Annotated in this window: 18 protein-coding genes; 9 read left to right on the top strand and 9 right to left on the bottom strand. The window is 51.0% G+C overall.

All coding sequences use genetic code 11. From position 1 onward, the window contains the following. Nucleotides 1–31: 31 nt before the first annotated feature. The 3 genes from degS to zapG all read right to left on the bottom strand — a co-directional run bounded on the left by degS (nt 32) and on the right by zapG (nt 3,426). Nucleotides 32–1,129, bottom strand: coding sequence for an outer membrane-stress sensor serine endopeptidase DegS (gene degS / locus HP572_RS21880; RefSeq protein ID WP_205554166.1), 1,098 nt, complete (start codon nt 1,127–1,129; stop codon nt 32–34). 137 nt (nt 1,130–1,266) lie between these two features. Then, a complete protein-coding gene (gene degQ / locus HP572_RS21885) occupies nt 1,267–2,637 on the bottom strand; it encodes a serine endoprotease DegQ (RefSeq protein ID WP_039279103.1) in 1,371 nt (456 codons plus the stop codon). Nucleotides 2,638–3,021: 384 nt separating this feature from the next. Next, a complete protein-coding gene (zapG, locus tag HP572_RS21890) occupies nt 3,022–3,426 on the bottom strand; it encodes a Z-ring associated protein ZapG (RefSeq protein WP_205549136.1) in 405 nt (134 codons plus the stop codon). A gap of 221 nt (nt 3,427–3,647) precedes the next feature. On the opposite strand from zapG, the gene zapE reads away from it, so the two are divergent. From zapE to rpsI, 3 genes are all read left to right on the top strand, one after another. After that, on the top strand, nt 3,648–4,799 hold the full coding sequence (gene zapE, locus HP572_RS21895) for a cell division protein ZapE (protein WP_240585806.1): 1,152 nt from the start codon (nt 3,648–3,650) through the stop codon (nt 4,797–4,799). Nucleotides 4,800–5,037: 238 nt separating this feature from the next. Beyond that, nucleotides 5,038–5,466: a 50S ribosomal protein L13 gene (rplM, locus tag HP572_RS21900; protein WP_005975488.1), complete on the top strand. Its 429-nt coding sequence runs from the start codon at nt 5,038–5,040 to the stop codon at nt 5,464–5,466. Nucleotides 5,467–5,481: 15 nt separating this feature from the next. Next, nucleotides 5,482–5,874: a 30S ribosomal protein S9 gene (gene rpsI, locus HP572_RS21905; RefSeq protein WP_010280182.1), complete on the top strand. Its 393-nt coding sequence runs from the start codon at nt 5,482–5,484 to the stop codon at nt 5,872–5,874. Between the two features lie 163 nt (nt 5,875–6,037). Here rpsI and HP572_RS21910 read toward each other — a convergent pair whose 3' ends face one another. The 3 genes from HP572_RS21910 to HP572_RS21920 form a co-directional block, all read right to left on the bottom strand. Next, nucleotides 6,038–7,366 (bottom strand): MFS transporter, encoded by a 1,329-nt coding sequence (locus tag HP572_RS21910; RefSeq protein WP_240584319.1) that lies wholly within the window; start codon nt 7,364–7,366, stop codon nt 6,038–6,040. A gap of 213 nt (nt 7,367–7,579) precedes the next feature. Further along, complete coding sequence (gene idnD, locus HP572_RS21915; RefSeq protein ID WP_240584320.1) at nt 7,580–8,626, bottom strand: L-idonate 5-dehydrogenase; 1,047 nt, start codon at nt 8,624–8,626, stop codon at nt 7,580–7,582. 110 nt (nt 8,627–8,736) lie between these two features. Continuing rightward, nucleotides 8,737–9,510 (bottom strand): SDR family oxidoreductase, encoded by a 774-nt coding sequence (locus HP572_RS21920; RefSeq protein ID WP_205554160.1) that lies wholly within the window; start codon nt 9,508–9,510, stop codon nt 8,737–8,739. Between the two features lie 180 nt (nt 9,511–9,690). Here HP572_RS21920 and HP572_RS21925 point away from each other — a divergent pair, with 180 nt between their 5' ends. The 4 genes from HP572_RS21925 to sspB all read left to right on the top strand — a co-directional run bounded on the left by HP572_RS21925 (nt 9,691) and on the right by sspB (nt 13,544). Then, nucleotides 9,691–10,395: a FadR/GntR family transcriptional regulator gene (locus HP572_RS21925; RefSeq protein ID WP_010280187.1), complete on the top strand. Its 705-nt coding sequence runs from the start codon at nt 9,691–9,693 to the stop codon at nt 10,393–10,395. Nucleotides 10,396–10,729: 334 nt separating this feature from the next. Beyond that, nucleotides 10,730–11,974: an enolase C-terminal domain-like protein gene (locus HP572_RS21930; RefSeq protein WP_095993462.1), complete on the top strand. Its 1,245-nt coding sequence runs from the start codon at nt 10,730–10,732 to the stop codon at nt 11,972–11,974. Nucleotides 11,975–12,393: 419 nt separating this feature from the next. Continuing rightward, nucleotides 12,394–13,035, top strand: coding sequence for a stringent starvation protein SspA (gene sspA / locus HP572_RS21935; protein ID WP_005975503.1), 642 nt, complete (start codon nt 12,394–12,396; stop codon nt 13,033–13,035). A gap of 5 nt (nt 13,036–13,040) precedes the next feature. Beyond that, nucleotides 13,041–13,544 carry a ClpXP protease specificity-enhancing factor gene (sspB, locus tag HP572_RS21940; protein WP_240584321.1) on the top strand — a complete coding sequence of 168 codons (504 nt, stop codon included), beginning with the start codon at nt 13,041–13,043 and terminating at the stop codon, nt 13,542–13,544. Between the two features lie 58 nt (nt 13,545–13,602). Here sspB and HP572_RS21945 read toward each other — a convergent pair whose 3' ends face one another. Next, nucleotides 13,603–14,376, bottom strand: coding sequence for a (S)-acetoin forming diacetyl reductase (locus HP572_RS21945; protein ID WP_119872076.1), 774 nt, complete (start codon nt 14,374–14,376; stop codon nt 13,603–13,605). A gap of 379 nt (nt 14,377–14,755) precedes the next feature. Between HP572_RS21945 and HP572_RS21950 the strand changes: the two genes are divergently transcribed. Next, a complete protein-coding gene (locus HP572_RS21950; RefSeq protein WP_240584322.1) occupies nt 14,756–15,169 on the top strand; it encodes a GFA family protein in 414 nt (137 codons plus the stop codon). An 80-nt stretch (nt 15,170–15,249) separates the two neighbouring features. Here HP572_RS21950 and HP572_RS21955 read toward each other — a convergent pair whose 3' ends face one another. Then, a complete protein-coding gene (locus tag HP572_RS21955) occupies nt 15,250–16,668 on the bottom strand; it encodes a glutamate synthase small subunit (RefSeq protein WP_240584323.1) in 1,419 nt (472 codons plus the stop codon). 9 nt (nt 16,669–16,677) lie between these two features. Continuing rightward, complete coding sequence (gene gltB / locus HP572_RS21960) at nt 16,678–21,138, bottom strand: glutamate synthase large subunit (RefSeq protein ID WP_039498171.1); 4,461 nt, start codon at nt 21,136–21,138, stop codon at nt 16,678–16,680. Nucleotides 21,139–21,789: 651 nt separating this feature from the next. On the opposite strand from gltB, the gene HP572_RS21965 reads away from it, so the two are divergent. Next, entirely contained in the window at nt 21,790–22,719 is a 930-nt protein-coding gene (locus HP572_RS21965; protein WP_240584324.1) for a TIGR01212 family radical SAM protein, read from the top strand. Nucleotides 22,720–22,781 lie beyond the last annotated feature (62 nt).

Consider the following 22,781-nt stretch of genomic DNA (forward strand, 5'->3'; position numbering starts at 1 on the left):
GATGTGACTTTATCAACGACCTTGTATGCCGTTATTGGGTAGGGAATTCCTGAATTGTCATTTGCAGCGTGACTTGATTTTTATCACGCACAATCGTGACCGGAATGACAGTGCCGGGGCGTATTTCCGAAACCTGTTCCATGGTTTCAATAATTGAGCGTGCAGGCTTATTGTTCACGCTAACGATGACGTCTTCGACGCGAATACCCGCTTTATCCGCTGGTCCACCTGGGTCGATAGTCTGAACGAGAATCCCGCTTAATCTATCCTGCGCATCACGGTTGCTGGTTGACGTGCTGTTCTCAATATTCTCGATCTGTACGCCGTTAACGCCAATATAGCCACGCACCACGCGACCATCGCGAATGAGCTTGCCCATCACTTTGGTCGCCAGCGCGACAGGAATGGCGAAGCTAATGCCTTCCGGCGTTTCACCGTTGCTGCTTTTATCAAACGAGAGAGTATTAATACCGACCAATTCACCGAGCGTATTGACCAGCGCACCGCCGGAATTTCCGTGGTTAATTGAGGCATCGGTTTGCAGCAAGTTTTGGCGTCCTACCTGACTTCTTTGCTGACCATAAGCGCTGAGGCTGACGCGGCCAGTGGCGCTGATAACGCCCTGAGTGACGGTTTGCCCCAGATTATAAGGGTTGCCGATCGCCATCACGACATCGCCGACGTGTGGTATGCGGTCTGGATTTATCGAAATAACGGGCAGGTTGATGCCATCAATTTGCAATACAGCCAGATCCGTCAGGCTATCGGAACCGATCACGCGGGCTTCGTACAGTCTGCCGTCTGACAGCTCTATCTGGATTTGTTGCACGTTATTAATCACATGCTTGTTGGTTAAAATATACCCTTTTTCATTCATGATGACGCCGGATCCGAGAGGATGAATGGCGACTTCGCTAGGTTTCCCCTCTTTGGCAACCCGGTTATAAACGTTCACCACAGCAGGCGCCGCATGGCTGACTCCCTGATGGTAGCTTATGGGCGAACCATCAGTATTTTTGTCATTGCCTTTCAGAAACGACGTGCCAGACCCAACAAAGGGCAGTACGGCCAGAATAATACCGGCGACGAGGGCACCAAAGAGCGCTGAACGTAATAACTTAGCAAGCATGGCCGTGATTTACTGTGGAAAAAGGGAGATAAGGGGAGGATATCACGAGAAGTTCGGACACCGCATGGCTCGGTGTCCGATTTTTTAACATTAGCGATGTTCTTGCCAGTTAAGTTGCCGAAAAAGACGGCAAGCGATTAACGTAGCAGCAGATAAATCGTTTCTTCGCCCCGGACGATATTCAAGGCCAGAACGGAAGGCTTCGCTTCCAGCAGTTTGCGCAGTTGCGTGATGTTTTCAATACGCTCGCGGTTCACGCCGATGATGACATCGCCTTTTTGCAGACCGACCTGCGCTGCAGGTGTGTCCTTAGCTACGTTATCGATCTGTACGCCTTTGCTGCCGTCTTTCAGTTGGCCATTAGTCAGAGAAGCCCCCTGCAATGACGGTGAAAGCGTTTCAGCGCTGGTTGATGCCGATGAGCTGTTATCCAACACGACGGAAACTTCCTGCGGTTTACCATCACGCAGCAGGCCGATTTTCACGGTCTTGCCCGGCGCGGTGGTGCCGACTTTGGCCCGCAGTTCTGCAAAGCTGCTGATTGGTTTACCATCCAGCGTCGTCAACACGTCACCCGCCTTGATACCGGCTTTGGATGCGGCAGATTTCGGTAAGACTTCGCTGACGAAGGCGCCGCGCTGCGCGTCGACGTTGAAGGCTTTCGCCATTTCCGACGTCATCTCGCTGCCTTTAATACCCAGCAGCCCGCGTTTCACTTCGCCAAATTCAACCAGCTGCTGAGCCAGATTCTGGGCCATGTTGCTAGGGATAGCGAAGCCGATACCGATGTTTCCGCCGCCCGGCGCCAGGATCGCGGTATTGATACCGATCAGTTCGCCGTTAAGGTTAACCAGCGCACCGCCGGAGTTACCGCGGTTGATGGACGCATCGGTCTGGATGAAGTTTTCTAACCCTTCAAGATTCAGGCCACTACGTCCCAGCGCGGAGATAATACCGGAAGTTGCGGTCTGGCCAAGGCCAAACGGGTTACCCACGGCAACGGCAAAATCACCGACGCGCAGTTGATCGGAATCGGCCATTTTTACAGAGACCAGATTCTTGGCGTCATTCAGCTGTAGCAGGGCGATATCGGTCTGCTCATCACGCCCAATCAATTTCGCCTCATACTCACGTCCGTCATTGAGCTGGACGCGGATCTTGTCGGCGTTATTGATCACGTGATTGTTGGTGAGCACGTAACCTTTTGCGGCGTCAATAATGACGCCAGAACCCAGTCCTTCAAACGGGCGAGAATTTTGCTTGTCCGTCGGGAAGTTAGGGCCAAAGAAGAACTTGAATTCTTCCGGTACGCGCTGACGCTGTACCTGTGTACCTTCAACATGCACGCTGACGACGGCTGGCAAAACTTTCTCCAGCATCGGGGCCAGACTTGGCGTCTGTTGACCTTGAACCACGGCAGGCAGCGCAGCATTTGCAGCGGGAAGCGTGGACAGGGTCAAACCTATACTCATTGCCAGTGCACTAAATAGTAATGATGTTTTTTTCATTGTTATTAACTCTCTCACGGCCTGCGGATGAATAAAACGATGATATATAAACTTAAAGACACGGTGAAGAGTCAGACTGGCGATCAATGTGTAAAGTTCACTGCTGTTTCGTCAGCAGATTGTAACTATCGCTTTTTTAATGCGTGATCGGGGGATGACAGCCTGCGGTACGCGTCTTAAACGTACAAGCGTTTTAAGCGTAGAACAAGAGAGGGGAAAGCGTGAGACAGAAAGCCCCACGCTTGTTATACCCGTCATACTTCAAGCTGCATGTATGTTGGCTGCGTTTACTCACCCGAATCACTTACTTGGGTAAGCTCATCGGGATTCCCTCGCTTGCCGCCTTCCTTCAGCTCGAATTATTTAGGGTATAATTAGTTGATATTACTTGCGAATCGGGTGTTCGCCACGCAGCAGGCCTGATGCACCGTCGGAATAATCGCGCGGCGGCATGTTCACCGGAGCCTGATCGTTATCCGCTTCTGATTCGGTCAGACGATATTTAAACGGATTATCCTGACCGGGAACGTTAGGTAACAGGTTATTGGAGCTTTTCGCCATGTGTTGATAAAGCTGACGATAATCATCCGCCATGTTATCCAACAGCTCCGCACTGCGGGCGAAGTGACCCACCAATTCCTGACGATAATCTTCCAGTTCGGTTTTGCTTTTCTCCAGCTCATTCTGCAATACCTGCTGTTGCCGCAGCTTACGGTTACCAAAGCGCATGGCTACAGCACCAATAATAATACCGACAACTAAACCTATCAGCGCATACTCCCAAGTCATAATAGCTCCTATTTTGACGTCGTTGTCCCGTAGGGTTTTTCACTTAATAATAGTCACTATAACCGTTAACCTTGCTTGAGTGGAATCCTGATGCTCAATGACAGAAAGGAATGTTGACCTACCGCAGACATCAAGGTTGTTAACTGCGACGATTACGGCTTAAATCGACGACAACACACAGCAAAACACGACTAACTTTTTTCTCAGGGATTGCGATGGCTATGGTTATTCCACAGACAACACAGCAGCAAACAACACCCTTAGCGCTTTATCAGCAGGCGCTTTCCGCTGGTGAATATCAGCCGGACGAGGTGCAACGGCAAACCGTTGTGCGTCTGGAGGCGATACATCAGGCGTTATGTGAACGCGCTGCTGATGGCGAGGCGGGGACATCCGATCGCGTGGGGAAATGGCGTAGCTGGCTGGGGCGGCGTAATAAACGTGAATCTGCGCCAGTTCAGGGGCTGTACATGTGGGGCGGCGTCGGGCGCGGTAAAACCTGGCTGATGGATATGTTTTTCCACAGCTTGCCCGCCGAACGCAAGATGCGCCTGCATTTTCATCGTTTTATGCTGCGTGTGCATGAAGAGCTGAACCAATTTCAGGGACAGGAAAATCCGCTGGAGAAAGTGGCGGACGGTTTTAAGGCCGAAACGGATGTGCTGTGTTTCGATGAATTCTTCGTCTCTGACATTACCGATGCGATGCTGCTGGCTGAGCTGCTGCGAGCGCTGTTTGCTCGTGGTATTGCGCTGGTGGCGACGTCGAATATTCCGCCAGACGATCTCTACCGTAATGGACTGCAACGCGCGCGTTTTCTGCCTGCGATTGAGCTGATTAAGCAGTATTGCGAAGTGCGTAATGTCGATGCGGGTATCGATTATCGTCTGCGTACGCTGACGCAGGCACACCTTTATCTCTCGCCGCTGAATGAAGAGACGGATGCGGCGATGCAGCAGATGTTTACCCGCCTGACGGGGAGAACGTGGCAGACGCCGGGGCCGGTGCTGGAGATCAATCATCGTCCGTTATCGACACTTGGCGTGAGTGACGGTGTATTGGCGGTCGATTTCCACACGCTGTGTACCGAAGCGCGTAGCCAGAATGATTACATCGCACTGTCGCGCCTCTACCACACGATGCTGTTGCACAATGTGACGGTGATGGAAACGAAGGAAGAAAACACCGCTCGCCGTTTTCTGGCACTGGTGGACGAGTGCTACGATCGCCGTATCAAATTGATTATTTCTGCGCAGGCGTCGATGTTTGAGATCTATCAGGGAGATCACCTGAAATTTGAATACCAGCGCTGTTTATCCCGTTTGCAGGAAATGCAAAGCGAAGAGTACTTACGGCAGCCGCATTTGGCGTAACGCAGGCTGCGGTTTTTTAGTCATTTGCGTGTGAAAAAAGGTCGATCTTTGAGAATGACTTCTCTATAATCTTGCGACCCCACGTTACAACAAAGTTTTTTTTCCCAAAAACTTTATAGTGCCGGCAATGGCTATTCGAAGGGGTAGGTTTGCTGGACTTGATGGTCGTGTGAGCCTCAACTGTTTTCGAGCGTTTGGGTGTTCACCAACGTGTAACTAATTATTGGGTAAGCTTTTAATGAAAACTTTTACAGCTAAACCAGAGACCGTAAAACGCGACTGGTACGTTGTTGATGCGAACGGTAAAACTTTAGGCCGTCTCGCTACTGAACTGGCTCGTCGTCTGCGCGGCAAGCATAAAGCGGAATACACTCCGCACGTTGATACGGGTGATTACATCATCGTTCTGAACGCTGACAAAGTTGCTGTAACTGGCAACAAGCGTACTGACAAGATTTATTATCATCACACCGGTCACATCGGTGGTATTAAACAAGCGACCTTTGAAGAGATGATTGCCCGCCGTCCTGAGCGTGTGATTGAAATCGCGGTTAAAGGCATGCTGCCGAAGGGCCCGTTGGGTCGTGCTATGTTCCGTAAACTGAAAGTTTACGCGGGCACCGAGCACAATCACGCGGCACAGCAACCGCAAGTTCTGGACATTTAATCGGGATTATAGGCAATGGCTGAAAATCAATACTACGGCACTGGTCGCCGCAAAAGCTCCGCCGCTCGCGTGTTCATCAAACCGGGCAACGGTAACATCGTTATCAACCAGCGTAGTCTGGAACAGTACTTCGGTCGCGAAACTGCCCGCATGGTAGTTCGTCAGCCGCTTGAACTGGTCGACATGGTTGGTAAATTTGATCTGTACATCACCGTTAAAGGTGGTGGTATCTCTGGTCAGGCTGGTGCGATCCGTCACGGTATCACCCGCGCTCTGATGGAGTATGATGAGTCTCTGCGTAGCGAACTGCGTAAAGCTGGTTTCGTTACTCGTGATGCTCGTCAGGTTGAACGTAAGAAAGTCGGTCTGCGTAAAGCACGTCGTCGTCCTCAGTTCTCCAAGCGTTAATTTCTGGCTGCTTTGCAGCGAAATCAATGCAAAAAACCCGGTGCTGGTCACCGGGTTTTTTTATGTCTCAGCCGTGCTTGAGGCTACCAATGTAAAAGACCACCTATTGAGGTGGTCTTTTACATTTAGAATTTAGCGTTTACCTTTACTGAGATGGTGTCTGCTATTCCGTTGCGTTTTTTACATCATGCAGATCGCGATCTTTGACTTCTGGCATCAAAAGGGCGGATAGCAAGCCAATGCAGGAGTAGCAAATTAGCATCACAACGATGGGATACCACGACCCCGTTATTTGGCAAAAGATACCTGCTAACAAAGGCCCGAGCCCGGTCGCGAATAACCCACCGATTTCTTTGGAAATTGCCATTTGGGAGAAGCGGTTTTTTGAACCGAACATCTCTGCCATCGTGATCCCTTCGATAGCGGCTTGCCCCAACACCGCGATGTTATGAATGAGGATTAAGCATACCGTTATCGTGGCAACTGCCTGCTCTTTATTCACGATGATTGAAATCATCGGATAAGCGAGAAGAATAGAACCCAGCGTGAGGATAATATAAGGAATGCGGCGCCCGATTCTATCTGATAGCCATCCCATCAATGGGATTGTCAGAAAGCCGATGACTGAACTAATCATGATGGCATCGGTGGGGATGGCCTTGCTAAATAGTAGCGTTTGTACCATGTAGCCAGCCAGGAAAGTCTGGATAATGCCCGAGTTCCCTGCCTGTCCGAAGCGAAGGCCTGTTGCAATCCAAAAGGACTTCCCTTTTAGCAAAGACCAAAAAGGAGTGGGCTGTTGAGCGACTTCTTCTGTTTCTTGTACCCCTTCAAATACCGGACTTTCTTTCAGATTCAGACGTAACCAGATAGCAAACCCCATCACCACGAAACTCGCAAGGAAGGGAAGACGCCACGCCCAGTCAATAATCTCTTCATTGCTAAAGAGGTAAAACATCGCAGCCCAAATGGCCGTCGCGCTCAAGGTTCCGCAGTTGGTTCCCATTGCAACCAGCGAGGCAATAATGCCTTTTTTACCCTTAGGCGCATATTCTGCCAGCATGGTACTGGCACCAGAGATCTCTGCACCGGCACCCAGTCCCTGAATAATTCTGAGCAATACCAATAGAATCGGTGCCAGAATGCCAACCTGCTGGTAAGTCGGGAGGGCGCCTATTAATGTGGTACAAACGCCCATTAATGCAATGGTAATAAACAGGACCTTTTTCCTGCCGACTCTATCTCCCATTTTCCCGAAGAAGACGGCACCGACAATACGGGCAATGTATCCTGCACCGTAGGTTCCCATCGCGAGAATTAATGCCATAGCAGCCGATTGTTCAGGGAAGAAAATTTCATGGAAGACCAGTGCGGCACCAAGAGAATAGAGCTGGAAATCCATGAATTCTAGTGTGGTACCGAGCCAGCCAGAAACGGATGCCCTGGCAAGATCGGAGGTGCTTCTTTTAACCTTAACTGGAGATGAGTTCATAGTGTCACCATATGATTATTAGATTTAATTCAATATGTGGTGAGGTATAAATACCTGGTGGCACACACGAAAAATCATTTCCAGACAATGTGTGGAAATAATTAGTCGGTAGAAGAATAAGAAAAACACCACATCTTGATTTTTGGTCAACAGCGTATTGTCAGCATTCCTTTGCCGTATTATTCCGATTTAAAATTAAAGGTGATGTCTTTATTAAAATTTAACGAGTACTTTTGAGGAAATATTTTTATCACTCGCAGCAATTAATGCATCTTCAACATCATGATAAGAATATTCAGCGGAGATAATGGGTTGTGGATTTATAATACCTTTCTCCAGCCATTTAACCGCAGTAGCAAATTCATTAATGAATCGGAATGATCCTTTCCACGTGAGTTCTTTTACTAGCATTTGTGCAACGGGATATTGAACAGGGCTTGGTCCCATACCAATTTGTACAATCAAACCATTAGGGCGTGTTGCAAAGACCGATGAGGCGATTGCCGAAGGCGCACCACTGGCCTCGAATGTCACATCAAAGTAGCCTTTATTTTGGTTATAGATTTCCATTGCACTTTCATCAAGCGGATTGACGGAGGTATCGGCTCCCATTTCCAGCGCGATGTTTCTGCACCTTTCACTGATGTCGGACGCGACAATCTCTACGGCGCCTGAGGCTTTCGCTGCGGCAATAGTCAAGGCACCGATAGGACCCGCACCGATGACCAGGACTTTTTTACCGACCAGGCTGCCTGCGACATTGATGGCATGAATAACAACCGCAGTCGGTTCCGCAAGTGCCATAATTTGCGAAGGGACATTTTCGTCATAGGGATAGCACTGCTGTGCGGAAACCGTGACATATTGAGCAAAACCGCCGTGTACGTGCGGATTAAATTGGGCGCTTCCCATGAATCGCATACTGGGGCATTCGTTCTGCTTGCCTTCCAGACAATATTCACATTTGTTGCACGGCTGGGAAGGATTGATCGCTACTTTTTGGCCGACTTTTAATGGACTATTGGCTGGGGCCTGATGAATTCTGCCAACGAATTCGTGACCAATGACCATGGGATGTTTTATTACAGACAAACCGGCATGGCCTTCATGATAATAATGAATATCTGAACCGCAAATACCGCCGCACTCAACGTTAACGATAATATCATTTTCGGTATAAGTCAGTTCACGACTTTCTACTTTTACGTCTTTTTTTCCATGGACAATACATGCATCAAAGGTCAGCGTATCTTGTTTCATCTTGATACCTCTAAAATAATATAGTGTGGTTTTCCTTTGTCGCGGTGGAGAGAATTAAAAACCACACGTTGACTTATCAATCATCTCTGACAAATATCGATTCCTGAGAATCAAAGTACCGCTAACCATCCGCCATCGACATAGATGACCTGACCATTGATATAATTCGATGCATCAGCAGACAGGAAAATAGCCGTACCGATAAGTTCTTCGGTTTTTCCCCAGCGTTTAGTCGGGTTGCTACTTTTGACCCACTTATCGAACTCAACATCTTTAATCAAGGCTTCATTCATGTCGGTCAGGATGTAGCCGGGGCCGATTGCGTTCGCTTGAATGTTATATTCTGCCCATTCCGCCGACATGGAGCGCGTCAACATTTTGATTCCGCCTTTAGCGGCGGTATAAGGTGCGACGGTAGGACGTGCTTGTTCACTGGTCAGTGAACAGATATTGATAAATTTGCCGCCGCGGCCGCGTTTTATCATGCGGATTGCCGCCTCGCGCGATACGAGGAATGTCCCTGTCAGGTGAATGTCCATGACGCGCTGCCAGTCCTGTAGCGCGAGGTCGACTAACGGTTGACGATGCTGGATCCCTGCGTTATTAATCACAATGTCGATTTCTATACCAGCGGCATCCATCAGGTTGAATGCATTGACGATCTGGTCTTCTTTTGAGACGTCAATCACGTAACCTTTGGCGTTATAGCCCTTTGCCGTTAGCTTTTCTACCGCCTCGTTCAGCGTTTCTTCTCTGATGTCGCTGAGCACAATGGCGGCACCCGCTGATGCGAGTCCTTCTGCATAGGAAAAGCCGAGGCCTCTTGCAGAACCGGTAATGAGTGCAGTTTTCCCTGATAGATCAAATAGTTTTGCGGCATCCATTATCAACTCCTTAACTGATTATTGAGCAGTGAATAGGTTATTTTTTAAGAGGTAGTGTTGTCATACATCATGTTGTCATACAACTAACGAGTGGAAGTGATGGTGTCGCTTTGTTATACTTCAATCAACAGTCAAAGCGTTTTTTTGTGATCATGATTCCAATAATTGATTTGAGGCGTTATGGACAATATAGAATCAATACCAAGAAATAATATTGCTGAAGCCGTCTATCAGAAGATGCAGAAAAAGATACTCAGCGGTGAGTGGAAACAGGGTGAGAAATTACCGTCTGAGTTTGAATTAAGTGAAGCTTTTGAAGTAAGTAGAACGAGTATTCGCAGTGCGGTGCAAAAATTGAGGAACTTGGGAATCATCTATACCAAACATGGTCGAGGTTCTTTTGTTTCAAATGAAATTGAAAGCTTCCGTATGCAGGCGAATGACAAGCCGATTCTTCACCTGACGAAAGGTGAATTCATGGACATGATGGTGTTTCGGCAAACGGTGGAATTTAAGTGCATCGAGCTGGCGGCAAAAAATGCAACGGATGAGGATATTGCGCTTATAGAAGATGCACTTAACCGAATGCTGGTCAACAAAAACGACTATAAAAAGTACTCTCAGGCCGACCTGGATTTCCACATGGCGATTATCAATGCGGCGCACAATAAAGTGTTTTCACATGCTATTAAGTATGTGAAAAATATGTACTATTTCTATCTGGAAGAGTTAAACCGTGTGTTAGGCATCACGTTAGATAGTATTGACGCGCATATCAAAATTTTTATGGCGATAAAAAATCGTGATGTTGAAACCGCTAAGCTATGTCTGGATCAGGCAATGGAATGTAACATTGTTATGATTAACAACCTTGATAATAACTAACGCGTAAATATCGCCCTATTTCTCAGGTCGCTTACCTCTCCTTTATTCGTATGTCAGTAACGGCCTGCTGATGCTTGCTTTGCAGCATCGGCAATTGATATTACTTCGCGATATTTTTGTATCTGAAATGTACCCGTAGTGATCTACTATTTATCTAATTTATTAAAATTACTACCTTTAGTGACCCCCTTCAGCCCGCTGTACTTCTCTGTTTTCTCTTCGATATAAGTTGCTTTTATTTTTTCCTTTTGATAGTAATACCTCAAGAGATATGATGTCATACAACAAATGAGATTCTACATAATCTGATTGTGGCTATCACAGGAGTTTTTGAATGATAAAGGTAACAAACGTAAAGACGATTCTAACGGCACCGGGTGGCATTGATCTGGTTGTCGTCAAGGTCGAAACCAATCAGGACGGCTTATACGGTTTGGGATGTGCGACCTTTACCCAGCGTATTTTCGCGGTTGAAGCGGCCATTAATGAGTACATGAAGCCTTTCCTGATCGGGAAAGATCCTTCTCGTATTGAAGATATCTGGCAGTCTGCTGTCGTGAGCGGCTATTGGCGCAATGGGCCGGTGATGAACAATGCGATTTCGGCTATCGATATGGCGCTGTGGGATATCAAGGGTAAAGTCGCTAACCTGCCGGTCTATGAATTGCTGGGCGGCAAATGCCGTGACGGTATTCCGCTTTATCGTCATTGCGATGGTGCGGATGCGGTCGCGGCGGAAGATAACATCCGTGCGGCAATGGAAGAAGGCTACCAGTACGTTCGTTGTCAGATGGGCATGTACGGTGGGGCCGGGACGGAAGACCTCAAACTGATTGCCACTCAGTTGGATAAAGCCAATATCACGCCGAAGCGCTCACCAAGAACGAAGACGCCCGGTATTTATTTCGACCCTGATGCTTATGCCAGAAGTATTCCGGCCTTTTTCGATCATCTGCGCAATAAGATTGGGTTTGATGTTGAATTTATTCATGATGTTCATGAGCGGGTATCGCCGGTTACCGCGTTGCAAATGGCGAAGTCTCTGGAAGATTACAAGCTCTTTTATCTTGAAGACCCCGTCGCTCCAGAGAATGTTGATTTCCTTAGCGTGATGCGGCAACAAACATCCACCCCAATCGCGATGGGCGAACTGTTTGTTCATGTTGCCGAATACAAGCACCTGATCACCAATCATCTGATTGATTTTATTCGCTGCCATATCAGTATGATCGGTGGGATTACGCCAGCCAAAAAACTGGCGACGCTCGCCGAGTTTCATGGCGTGAGAACCGCCTGGCATGGTCCGGGGGATATCTCTCCTATCGGCGTCGTCGCGAATATGCACATTGATATGAGTATTACTAATCTGGGTATTCAAGAATATACGCCGATGAATGAGGCGCTGCGGGACGTTTTCCCTGGTTGCCCGGATATTGAAGGCGGATACGCGTACCTGAACGATAAGCCAGGACTAGGGATTGATATCGATGAGCAAAAAGCGAAGCAATTCCCTGTTGAAGGTGGATTGCCGTCATGGACGAATGCACGCTTGCCGGATGGCACTGCGGCACGACCTTAACCATCGGCTTAACGGCATCAATTTGCTTTAATTTCGCTTACTTAGAAGCCGACGGCCCCCGTCGGCTTCTAGGCGATTGACGACTCAGCGCAGGTCAATACAGGGGATAGATTATTCTCTGGCGGCGTTGTTTAGACTTCGCTATTGCAAATGAAAAATTTGTATTTAATAAAAAAATTATTATTTATCATCTTGTTAAATAAGATTATCCGCTTATACCCCCACAAAACGAACAAAATCTGATAAACTATCCGCCGATTTTATGCCTGTGTGTAAGCTATCGTGTAGCTGTTTAAAACAGCTGGATTTTTGTCCGGTGACGTTTACACACATTGGCGAGCAGCATTTCGAATAGCGGTTTGCAGGTTACTGACTGCGCGGTTATTCGCCATATTTTCTCGATAAACTTGGAGGTTTTCATGGCTGTCGCTGCCAACAAACGTTCGGTAATGACGCTGTTTTCTGGTCCATCCGACATTTTTAGCCATCAGGTCCGCATCGTATTGGCGGAAAAGGGTGTGAGTGTCGAGATTGAGCAGGTAGACATGGATAATCTGCCTCAGGATCTTATTGACCTCAATCCTTACGGTTCCGTGCCAACGCTGGTCGATCGTGAACTGACGCTCTATGAATCCCGTATTATCATGGAGTATCTGGATGAACGTTTTCCTCATCCGCCGTTAATGCCTGTCTATCCGGTTGCGCGCGGTAACAGCCGCCTGATGATGCACCGCATTGAGAGCGACTGGTATTCTTTGCTGAAGAAAATTACGCACGGCAGCGCTCAGGAAGCAGACGCGGCACGTAAGCAATTGCGTGAAGAGCTGCTGGCGATTGCCCCTGTGTTCAACGAAGCGCCTTATTTCATGAGCGAAGAGTTCAGCCTGGTGGATTGCTATCTGGCTCCGCTGCTGTGGCGTTTGCCGCAGTTAGGCATTGAACTGAGTGGTTCGGGCGCGAAAGAGCTGAAAGGCTACATGACTCGCGTCTTTGAGCGTGATGCGTTCCTGGCTTCCCTGACGGAAGTGGAACGTGAAATGCGTTTGCAAACCCGAGGTTAAACCGTATGGCGTTGTCTCAACTGTCTCCGCGTCGTCCGTATTTATTACGGGCTTTTTATGATTGGTTGCTGGATAACCAATTAACGCCTCATCTGGTGGTAGATGTCACTCTGCCGGATGTTATGGTGCCGATGGAGTTCGCCCGTGACGGCCAGATCGTGCTGAATATCGCACCGCGCGCTGTTGGGGGCCTTGAGTTAGCTGATGACAGCGTTCGTTTCAATGCCCGTTTTGGCGGCGTACCACGTCAGGTTTATGTGCCGATGGCGGCCGTCATGGCGATTTATGCACGTGAGAACGGGGCTGGAACGATGTTTGAGTCCGAACCTGCTTACGAATCTGCAGCTGAATATGAAGACTTTCAGGAAGGCGCACCCGCTTCAGGGACGGTCATGTCGATTGTCGATAGCTCACCTGATTCTGAAGCGCCTGACGATGGCTCGGGTTCTGATGATGAACCACCACAGCCACCTAAAGGTGGCCGACCGTCGCTACGGGTCGTGAAGTAATGTTTAAGGGCACCCTTGTGGTGCCCTTTCTTATTCCCGTTGTTCGCTGAATATGCGATTAACTGAACACCATTCCGCCATCAATCAATAGCGACTGCCCCGTCATATAGTCGGAATCGTGGCTGGCCAGATAGGACACGCAGGCAGCGACATCTTCCGGCTCGGAAAGGCGGCCCAGGGTGATGCGTTTGGCGAATTCTTCCGTCGCATAGCCACGCGGTTTCCCTGCGGATTCGGAGATCTTCCGATCGATTTCATCCCACATTGGCGTTTTTACGATACCCGGACAGTAACCATTGACCGTGATGCCCAGCGGCGCTAAATCGCGTGCGGCCGTTTGCGTTAAGCCACGAACTGCGAATTTACTTGAGCTGTAGACGGCGAGTTCGGGATTGCCCACATGCCCAGCCTGCGAACAGGCATTGATAATTTTTCCGCCGTGACCCAGAGATTTGAAGGCATCGAGCGCTGCCTGAATGCCCCAGATGACGCCTTTGACGTTGATGTTATAAACGCGATCAACAACGTCTGGCGTGATGTCTTCAATCAGGGTTGAAGGGGCAACACCAGCGTTATTGACGATGACGTTAAAGTCACCAAAGCGCTTTTTAGTTTCTGCGACAGCGGCGAAAACTGCCTCACGATCCGCAACGTCCGCCTGTAGTGCGATGGCCTGCCCGCCGGATTTTTCGATTTCCTGTGCCACGCTGTGTGCGGTTTCTTGGTTATAGTCCACGATGGCGACGGCAAAACCGTCTGCCGCCAGTCTGAGAGCAATAGCGCGGCCAATACCTTGACCGGCTCCTGTTACAAGAGCCACTTCGACTGTCATAGTTCCTCCTTAATGAAATCCAATCTCAATAAAGACAAGTTAATGTCGGAGGTAAGTGTAGGTCTTTAACGTGATATTGCAGGATTTATTACGAAAGGTTCTTTAGAGCCCAGTGGAAAGACGAAGGTTTTATTAGCCTGTCTGGTGTGATATTCCGAGAAAGAAGTGCAGCACGTCGCCATCGATTGCTACCGCACGACTTATTTCATTTTCTTGCTGCACCGCTAGGGGAATACCGATTGAGAGTTGAGCATTGTCCAACTTCCTGAGAATAAGAAAAAGCACGTATATAACCTATGCTATAACCGACATTCACGGTGATATTCCTTTTTTATAGGGTATTGCGATTCCAGAACGCAGAGCATCAGGAGGGGGAGCAATGCATCAAGGTCGTTGTTTATGCGGTGGTGTGACGATTTCCACGGCGCACTCGGTGAGTAAGGTAGATGCCTGCCACTGTGGAATGTGCCAGACGTGGGGCGGTGGTCCGCTCATGGCTGTTGAATGTACGGATCCGGCGATTGCCATCGAGGGCGAGGAAAATATTACGGTCTGGCCGTCATCGGAATGGGCCGAGCGCGGTTTTTGCCGCGTATGTGGAACGCACCTGTTCTATCGGCTGCGTAGCGGTGGTGCTTATCATATTCCGGCGGGCTTTTTTGCTGACGAGACCAATAAAACGTTGGTATCGCAGATTTATATTGATAAGAAACCGAGCTACTACTCGCTTGCTGAGAAAACGCCGATGCTGACGGAACAGGATGTGATTGACCTGTATTCCGGTAAAGATTGAGTGTGCGAATAAAGGCGGAATCGGGTGAAGGCTGAAAAAGAAAAGGGCAGCCAGCGCTGCCCTTAAGAGAAGTGGTCGTTCTACACTTCCAGATAGTTCATGATACCGTCAGCGGCTTTACGACCTTCTGCGATGGCCGTAACCACCAGATCGGAACCGCGCACTGCATCGCCACCCGCAAAGATTTTCGGGTTGCTGGTCTGGAACGCGTTATCGCAGCTTTCTGGTGCGACAATGCGACCTTGATCGTCCAGCTTGACGTCATGTTCTGCCAGCCACGTCATTTTATGCGGACGGAAGCCAAACGCCATGATGACCGCATCGGCTTCCAGTACGTGCTCGGAACCTTCTACGATTTCAGGACGACGACGGCCGTTGGCATCCGGTGCGCCCAGCGCGGTACGCGCCATTTTCACGCCGCACACTTTGCCAGCGCCATTGATCTCGACGCTTAACGGTTGCAGGGTGAATTTGAACTCGACGCCTTCTTCACGCGCGTTTTTCACTTCGCGCTTGGAGCCCGGCATGTTCTCTTCATCACGACGATAGGCACAGGTAACGTGCGTTGCGCCCTGACGAATCGAGGTACGTACGCAGTCCATCGCGGTGTCACCACCGCCCAGCACCACAACGCGTTTACCTTGCATGCTGATGTAAGGCTCGTCTTCTGCGGCTTCAAAGCCCATCAGCTGCTTGGTGTTGGCGATCAGGAACGGCAGCGCATCGTAGACGCCCTGAGCGTCTTCATTGTCCAATCCGCCACGCATAGACTGATAGGTGCCGACGCCGAGGAATACTGCATCGTACTCGTCCAGCAGCGCTTTCATCTGCACGTCTTTGCCGACTTCGGTATTCAGACGGAATTCGATGCCCATCTCGGTGAAGATCTCACGACGTTTCACCATCACTTCTTTTTCCAGCTTGAAAGAAGGGATACCGAAGGTCAGTAGGCCACCGATCTCAGGATGACGATCGAACACGACGGCCTGTACGCCACCGCGTGCCAGCACGTCGGCACAAGCCAGCCCTGCCGGACCCGCGCCAATGATGGCGACGCGCTTACCGGTCGGTTTGACGTTAGCAACGCTTGGCTTCCAGCCCATCTCTATCGCTTTATCATTGATATAGCGTTCGATGTTGCCGATGGTGACCGCGCCGAATTCATCATTCAGCGTACAAGACCCTTCACACAGACGGTCCTGCGGGCATACGCGACCGCAGACTTCCGGCAGGCTGTTGGTCTGGTGCGATAACTCAGCCGCTTCGATAATGCGGCCTTCGTTCGCCAGCTTCAGCCAGTTCGGGATGTAGTTATGTACCGGACACTTCCACTCACAGTAAGGGTTACCGCACGCCAGGCAGCGGTCTGCCTGGGCTTTGGACTGGCTTTCTGAGAACGGCTCGTAGATCTCAACAAATTCAATTTTACGAATCTTCAGCGGTTTCTTGGGCGGATCAACGCGCTGTAAGTCGATAAACTGGTAAACATTCTGACTCATGATGACCTCTTACTGCGCCTGAACCCGCAGCTCGGCTGCGGAACGACTACGGTGACCCAACAATGCCTTCACATCACTTGACTTCGGTTTCACCAGAGCAAATTTCGGTGCCCAGGTCGGCCAGTTAGCAAGGATCTCTTCTCCGCGGTGTGAACCGGTATTCTGCACGTGCTCGGTGATCAGGCCACGAAGATGTTCTTCATGAATAGCCAGTTCTTCGACATCCAGCACTTCCACCAGTTCCGGGTTAACGCGTTTACGGAATTCACCGTCTTCATCCAGCACGTAGGCGAATCCACCGGTCATCCCTGCGCCAAAGTTCACGCCGGTACGACCCAGCACGCAGACGATACCGCCCGTCATGTATTCACAGCCGTTATCGCCGATACCTTCTACCACGGTGATACAGCCGGAGTTACGTACGGCGAAACGCTCACCTGCACGGCCTGCGGCAAACAGCTTACCGCCGGTAGCGCCGTAGAGGCAGGTGTTACCGATGATGCTGGCTTCGTGGCTGCGGAAGGCAGAACCTACTGGAGGACGCACGGAGATACTGCCGCCCGCCATGCCTTTGCCCACGTAGTCGTTGGCATCGCCAGTTAGTTTCAGTTCCACGCCGCCGGCGTTCCAGACGCCGAAGCTCTGCCCTGCGGTACCGGAGAAGTGCGCTTTAATCGGATCGCCCGCTAGCCCTTGATCGCCATGTTTCTCGGCAATCGCACCAGACAGCGTCGCGCCGACGGAGCGATCGGTGTTACGGATGTCGAAGTAGAGCGCTTTGCCCTGTTTCGCATCGATGTGCGGCTGTGCCTGAGCCAGCAGCTCTTTGTTCAGCAAGCCTTTATCGAACGACAGATTGCTTTCAGTGCAGTACAGCGCTTTGCCCGGCTGAGGTTGTGCCGCGTGCAGCAGCGGTGACAGATCCAGTTTGTTCTGTTTCGCACTGAAACCGTCCAGCTCAACCAGCAAGTCGGTACGACCAATCAGATCCACCAGACGGCTGACGCCCAGTTCTGCCATCAGCACGCGAGTTTCATGCGCGATGAAGTGGAAGTAGTTGGTTACACGCTCAGGCAGGCCGTGGTAGTGATCGCGGCGCAGCTTCTCATCCTGTGTTGCAACGCCTGTCGCACAGTTATTCAGGTGACAGATACGCAGGTATTTACAGCCCAGCGCAACCATCGGGCCGGTGCCGAAGCCGAAGCTTTCTGCACCCAGAATCGCCGCTTTGACGATATCCAGACCGGTTTTCAAGCCACCGTCCACCTGAAGGCGGATTTTGTGGCGCAGCCCGTTGGAGACCAGAGCCTGTTGCGTTTCAACCAGACCCAGCTCCCAAGGGCAACCCGCGTATTTCACGGAGGACAGCGGGCTGGCACCGGTACCACCGTCGTAACCGGCGATGGTGATCAAATCGGCGTACGCTTTGGCTACGCCCGTAGCGATAGTTCCGACGCCCGGTTCGGACACCAGTTTTACCGAAATCATCGCTTTCGGGTTGACCTGCTTCAGATCGAAAATCAGCTGTGCCAGATCTTCGATAGAGTAAATATCGTGGTGCGGCGGTGGTGAAATCAGCGTCACGCCCGGCACGGAATAGCGCAGACGAGCAATGTACGGCGTGACTTTATCACCCGGTAACTGACCGCCTTCGCCCGGCTTCGCGCCCTGCGCCACTTTAATCTGAATCACATCGGCGTTAACCAGATAGGCTGGCGTCACACCAAAGCGGCCAGAAGCCACCTGCTTGATACGGGACACTTTATTGGTGCCGTAACGCGCCGGATCTTCGCCGCCTTCACCGGAGTTGGAGAAGCCGCCCAGTCCGTTCATCGCTTCAGCCAGCGATTCATGGGCTTCCGGGCTGAGTGCGCCGATGGACATGGCCGCGGTATCGAAGCGTTTGAACATTTCAGAAGCGGGTTCGACGCTGTCGATTGCGATGGCCGCGCCTTCTTGCGGTTTCAGTGCCAGCAGGTCGCGTAAGGTCGCTGCTGGACGCTCGTTAACCAGTTTGGCGTATTGCTCGTAATCGCTGTACTCCCCGGTTTTCACCGCGGTTTGCAGCGTGGTGACGACATCCGGGTTGTAGGCATGGTATTCGCCGCCGTGAACAAATTTCAGCAGGCCGCCCTGTTCCAGTGTTTTGCGTTTCAGCCAGGCACGTTTGGACAGGTTCAGCAGATCCTGTTCGAAGTCGCTGTAGTTTGCACCGCCGATACGGCTGACGACGCCCAGGAAGCATTGCGTCGACACATCTTTGTGCAGGCCCACGGCTTCAAACAGCTTGGAGCAGCGATAAGACGCAATCGTCGAGATGCCCATTTTGGACATAATCTTGTACAGGCCTTTATTGATGCCGTTACGGTAGTTCAGCATCACGGCACGATAAGGTTTGTCGATGGTGTGGTTATCCACCATCCGCGCCAGCGTTTCGTAGGCGAGGTAAGGATAGATAGCGGTCGCACCAAAGCCTAACAGCACGGCAAAGTGGTGCGGATCGCGCGCACTGGCGGTTTCGACAATGATGTTGGCATCACAGCGAAGGCTCTTTTCGACCAGACGGCGCTGAACGGCACCCACGGCCATCGGCGCAGGGACAGGCAAGCGTGATTCGCTAATGCCGCGGTCGGAGAGCACCAGCAGAACGGCACCGTCTCTGACTTTGCTTTCAGCCTCGTCACACAGTTTCTCGATCGTCTGTTGCAGCGTTTGCTGCGACGGATCAAACGTCAAATCCAGCGTGTCGGCGCGATAGTGCAGTTCATCCTGCGACGTCAACTGGGTGAAATCGGAGTAAAGCAGGATGGGCGATTTAAAGCTCAGGCGGTGGGCCTGACCTTCCGCTTCACAGAACACGTTCATCTCGCGGCCAATGCTGGTCGCCAGTGACATCACGTGTGCTTCACGCAGCGGGTCGATTGGCGGGTTGGTCACCTGCGCGAACTGCTGACGGAAGTAGTCATAAATGATGCGTGGACGGCTCGACAGCACGGCGAACGGCGTGTCGTCACCCATCGAACCGGTGGCTTCCTGACCGTTCTCGCCCAGCACGCGGATGACCTGATCCAGCTCTTCGCTGCTGTAACCGTACTGTTTCTGGAAGGTCTCCAGCAGCTCATCGTCGAATTCACGGCTGCCGACCTGATCGTCTGGCAATTCTTCGAACGGCACCAGACGCTTAACGTTTTTCTCCATCCACTCTTTGTAAGGGTGGCGGCTTTTCAGATCGTCATCGGTTTCGGCAGAGTGCAGGATGCGACCGCTGCGGGTGTCGATCACCATCAGTTCGCCCGGACCAACGCGGCCTTTTTCAACCACTTCATCCGGCTGATAATCCCAGATACCGACTTCAGAGGCACAGGTGATCAGCTTGTCTTTGGTGATGACGTAGCGCGCAGGGCGCAGGCCGTTACGATCCAGGTTACAGGCAGCATAGCGCCCGTCGGACATCACGATACCAGCCGGGCCATCCCACGGCTCCATGTGCATGGAGTTAAAGTCGAAGAAGGCGCGCAGTTCAGGATCCATATCCGGGTTGTTCTGCCAGGCTGGCGGAACCAGCAGGCGCATGGCACGGATGATATCCATCCCGCCGCTCAGGAACAGTTCCAGCATGTTATCCAGCGAGCTGGAGTCGGAGCCAGTTTCGTTGACGAACGGTGCGGCATCCTGCAAATCCGGGATCAGCGGCGTTTTGAACTTGTAAGCACGTGCGCGTGCCCACTGACGGTTACCAGCGATGGTGTTGATCTCGCCGTTGTGCGCCAGATAGCGGAACGGCTGCGCTAGCGGCCAGCGTGGAACGGTGTTGGTTGAGAAGCGCTGGTGGAACAGGCAAATTGCCGACTCCAGACGCAGATCGGCCAGATCGAGGTAGAAGCGTGGCAGATCCGCCGGCATGCACAGACCTTTATAGATCGTGACCAGATTGGAGAAGCTACAAACGTAGAACTCTTTATCTTCAATGCGCTTTTCGATACGGCGACGCGCCATGAACAGGCGACGTTCCATATCACGTTGACGCCAGCCAGCCGGGGCGTTAACGAAAATTTGCTCAATACGCGGCATGGACGACAGGGCAATTTCCCCCAGTACATCCGGGTTGGTCGGAACTTCACGCCAGCCCAGTACGGACAGCGTTTCGTTCTGCAACTCTTCTTCTACAATCCGACGTGTGGCGCGAGCCAGTTCTTCGTCCTGATTGAGAAACATCATGCCAACGGCGTAGTTTTTGGCTAAACGCCAGCCGTGCTCTTCCGCCACCAGACGAAAGAAACGGTCGGGCTTCTGAAGTAATAAACCGCAGCCGTCGCCAGTCTTGCCGTCAGCAAGGATTGCGCCACGGTGCTGCATGCGTGCAAGTGCGTGAATGGCAGTACGCACTACTTTATGGCTCGGCTCACCTTCTATATGGGCGATTAATCCGAAACCACAGTTATCTCTCTCTTGGGATGCATCGTACAACATGTTAGTGAACCTCCCCAGGCTCTGTGTGACTCTCACAACCTACTGCGAGAAAGCACCGTGGCGTTGAGCGGCTAGTATTACGCTCTCTTCTTCGGCCTCTCGTGACGGTCTCACAAGTGGTAAATGACTTGTTTTTAGAGGGAGTCTTCATTTACTGCATAAATATGACGAGTCGTGAACCCGTCAGGAAAGCTTCCAGCGGATCCCCAAATTAGCGAGAAAGCCTGTTCAGGTCAAATACCAGTGTAAAATGTGCTGATATGCGATAATTTTTAATTATACCTATGAAAGATAATGATTTTTTTAGAAAAACTATCTCGATAAATGGATATGGGGTTTAATTGAAGTGTGAGCTGTATCACTATACAAAAGCGCGGGAACCCTTATCCGTGCTGCATTCTCTCTGCGTCGTAGCATATTATGCTGTATATGACTACTTTTAGATTTCATGAAACTATTTTTAAGTATTGCTTCATCTTTTCATCAAGCGAGCATGCGGGATAAGAAAAATTAATTAACACCGACGTGATTTTATTTTCACTAAAAGCGAATAAAAATGCATTTCATTGGGATGTGTGTGATTGATCGCGGTCATCGCGAAGGGAGCGAGAGAAAGGTAGTCTGCTGTTCCTCAAGGGAGCAGGTTAGAATATGCAATTGCAAAAATTAATCAATATGTTTGGCGGAAATCTTCAACGTCGTTATGGCGAGAAGATCCACAAGCTGACGCTGCACGGTGGGTTTAACTGCCCAAACCGTGATGGCACGCTGGGGCGGGGTGGTTGCACGTTCTGTAATGTGGCCTCGTTTGCCGATGAGCAGATGCAGCAACGCAGCATCGCGCAGCAGTTGGAAGCGCAGGCGGGAAAGGTGAACCGAGCCAAACGCTATCTGGCGTATTTTCAGGCGTATACCAGCACCTATGCCGAGGTTCAGGTGCTGGAAAGCATGTATCAGGAAGCGTTGAAGCAGGCCGAAATGGTGGGGATTTGCGTGGGCACTCGCCCCGACTGCGTGCCCGATGCGGTGCTGGATTTGCTGTCCCGCTACCATGAACAGGGCTATGAGGTCTGGCTGGAACTGGGGCTGCAAAGCGCGTGTGACAAAACGCTGCACCGGATTAATCGCGGCCATGACTTCGCCTGCTATCAGGAAACCACCCGCCGTGCACGTGAGCGCGGTCTGAAAGTGTGTAGTCATCTGATCGTGGGTTTACCGGGAGAGGACGCACAGCACTGCTTATCGACGCTGGAGCAGGTGGTTGAAACCGGCGTGGAGGGCATTAAGCTGCATCCTCTCCATATCGTGGAAGGCAGCACGATGGCGAAGGCCTGGAAAGCGGGAAGGCTGCCGGAGCTGGCGCTGGATCGCTACGTGGAGATCGCGGGAGAGATGATTCGCCATACGCCGCCGGATGTGATTTATCACCGCATTTCCGCCAGCGCTCGCCGCCCGACCTTGCTGGCACCGCTCTGGTGTGAAAACCGCTGGACGGGCATGGTGGAGCTGGATCGCTATCTGCAAACGCATGGCGTACAGGGTTCCGCGCTGGGCACGCCGTACCACTATGCTGATAGGTAATGTGCCGCAGGACATTGGCGGCTGATGCTGTGCCGTGAATCTGTGCGGCAGCACCGTATAAG

The organism is Pectobacterium sp. PL64 (assembly GCF_022477975.1).
GTDB lineage: Bacteria > Pseudomonadota > Gammaproteobacteria > Enterobacterales > Enterobacteriaceae > Pectobacterium > Pectobacterium jejuense.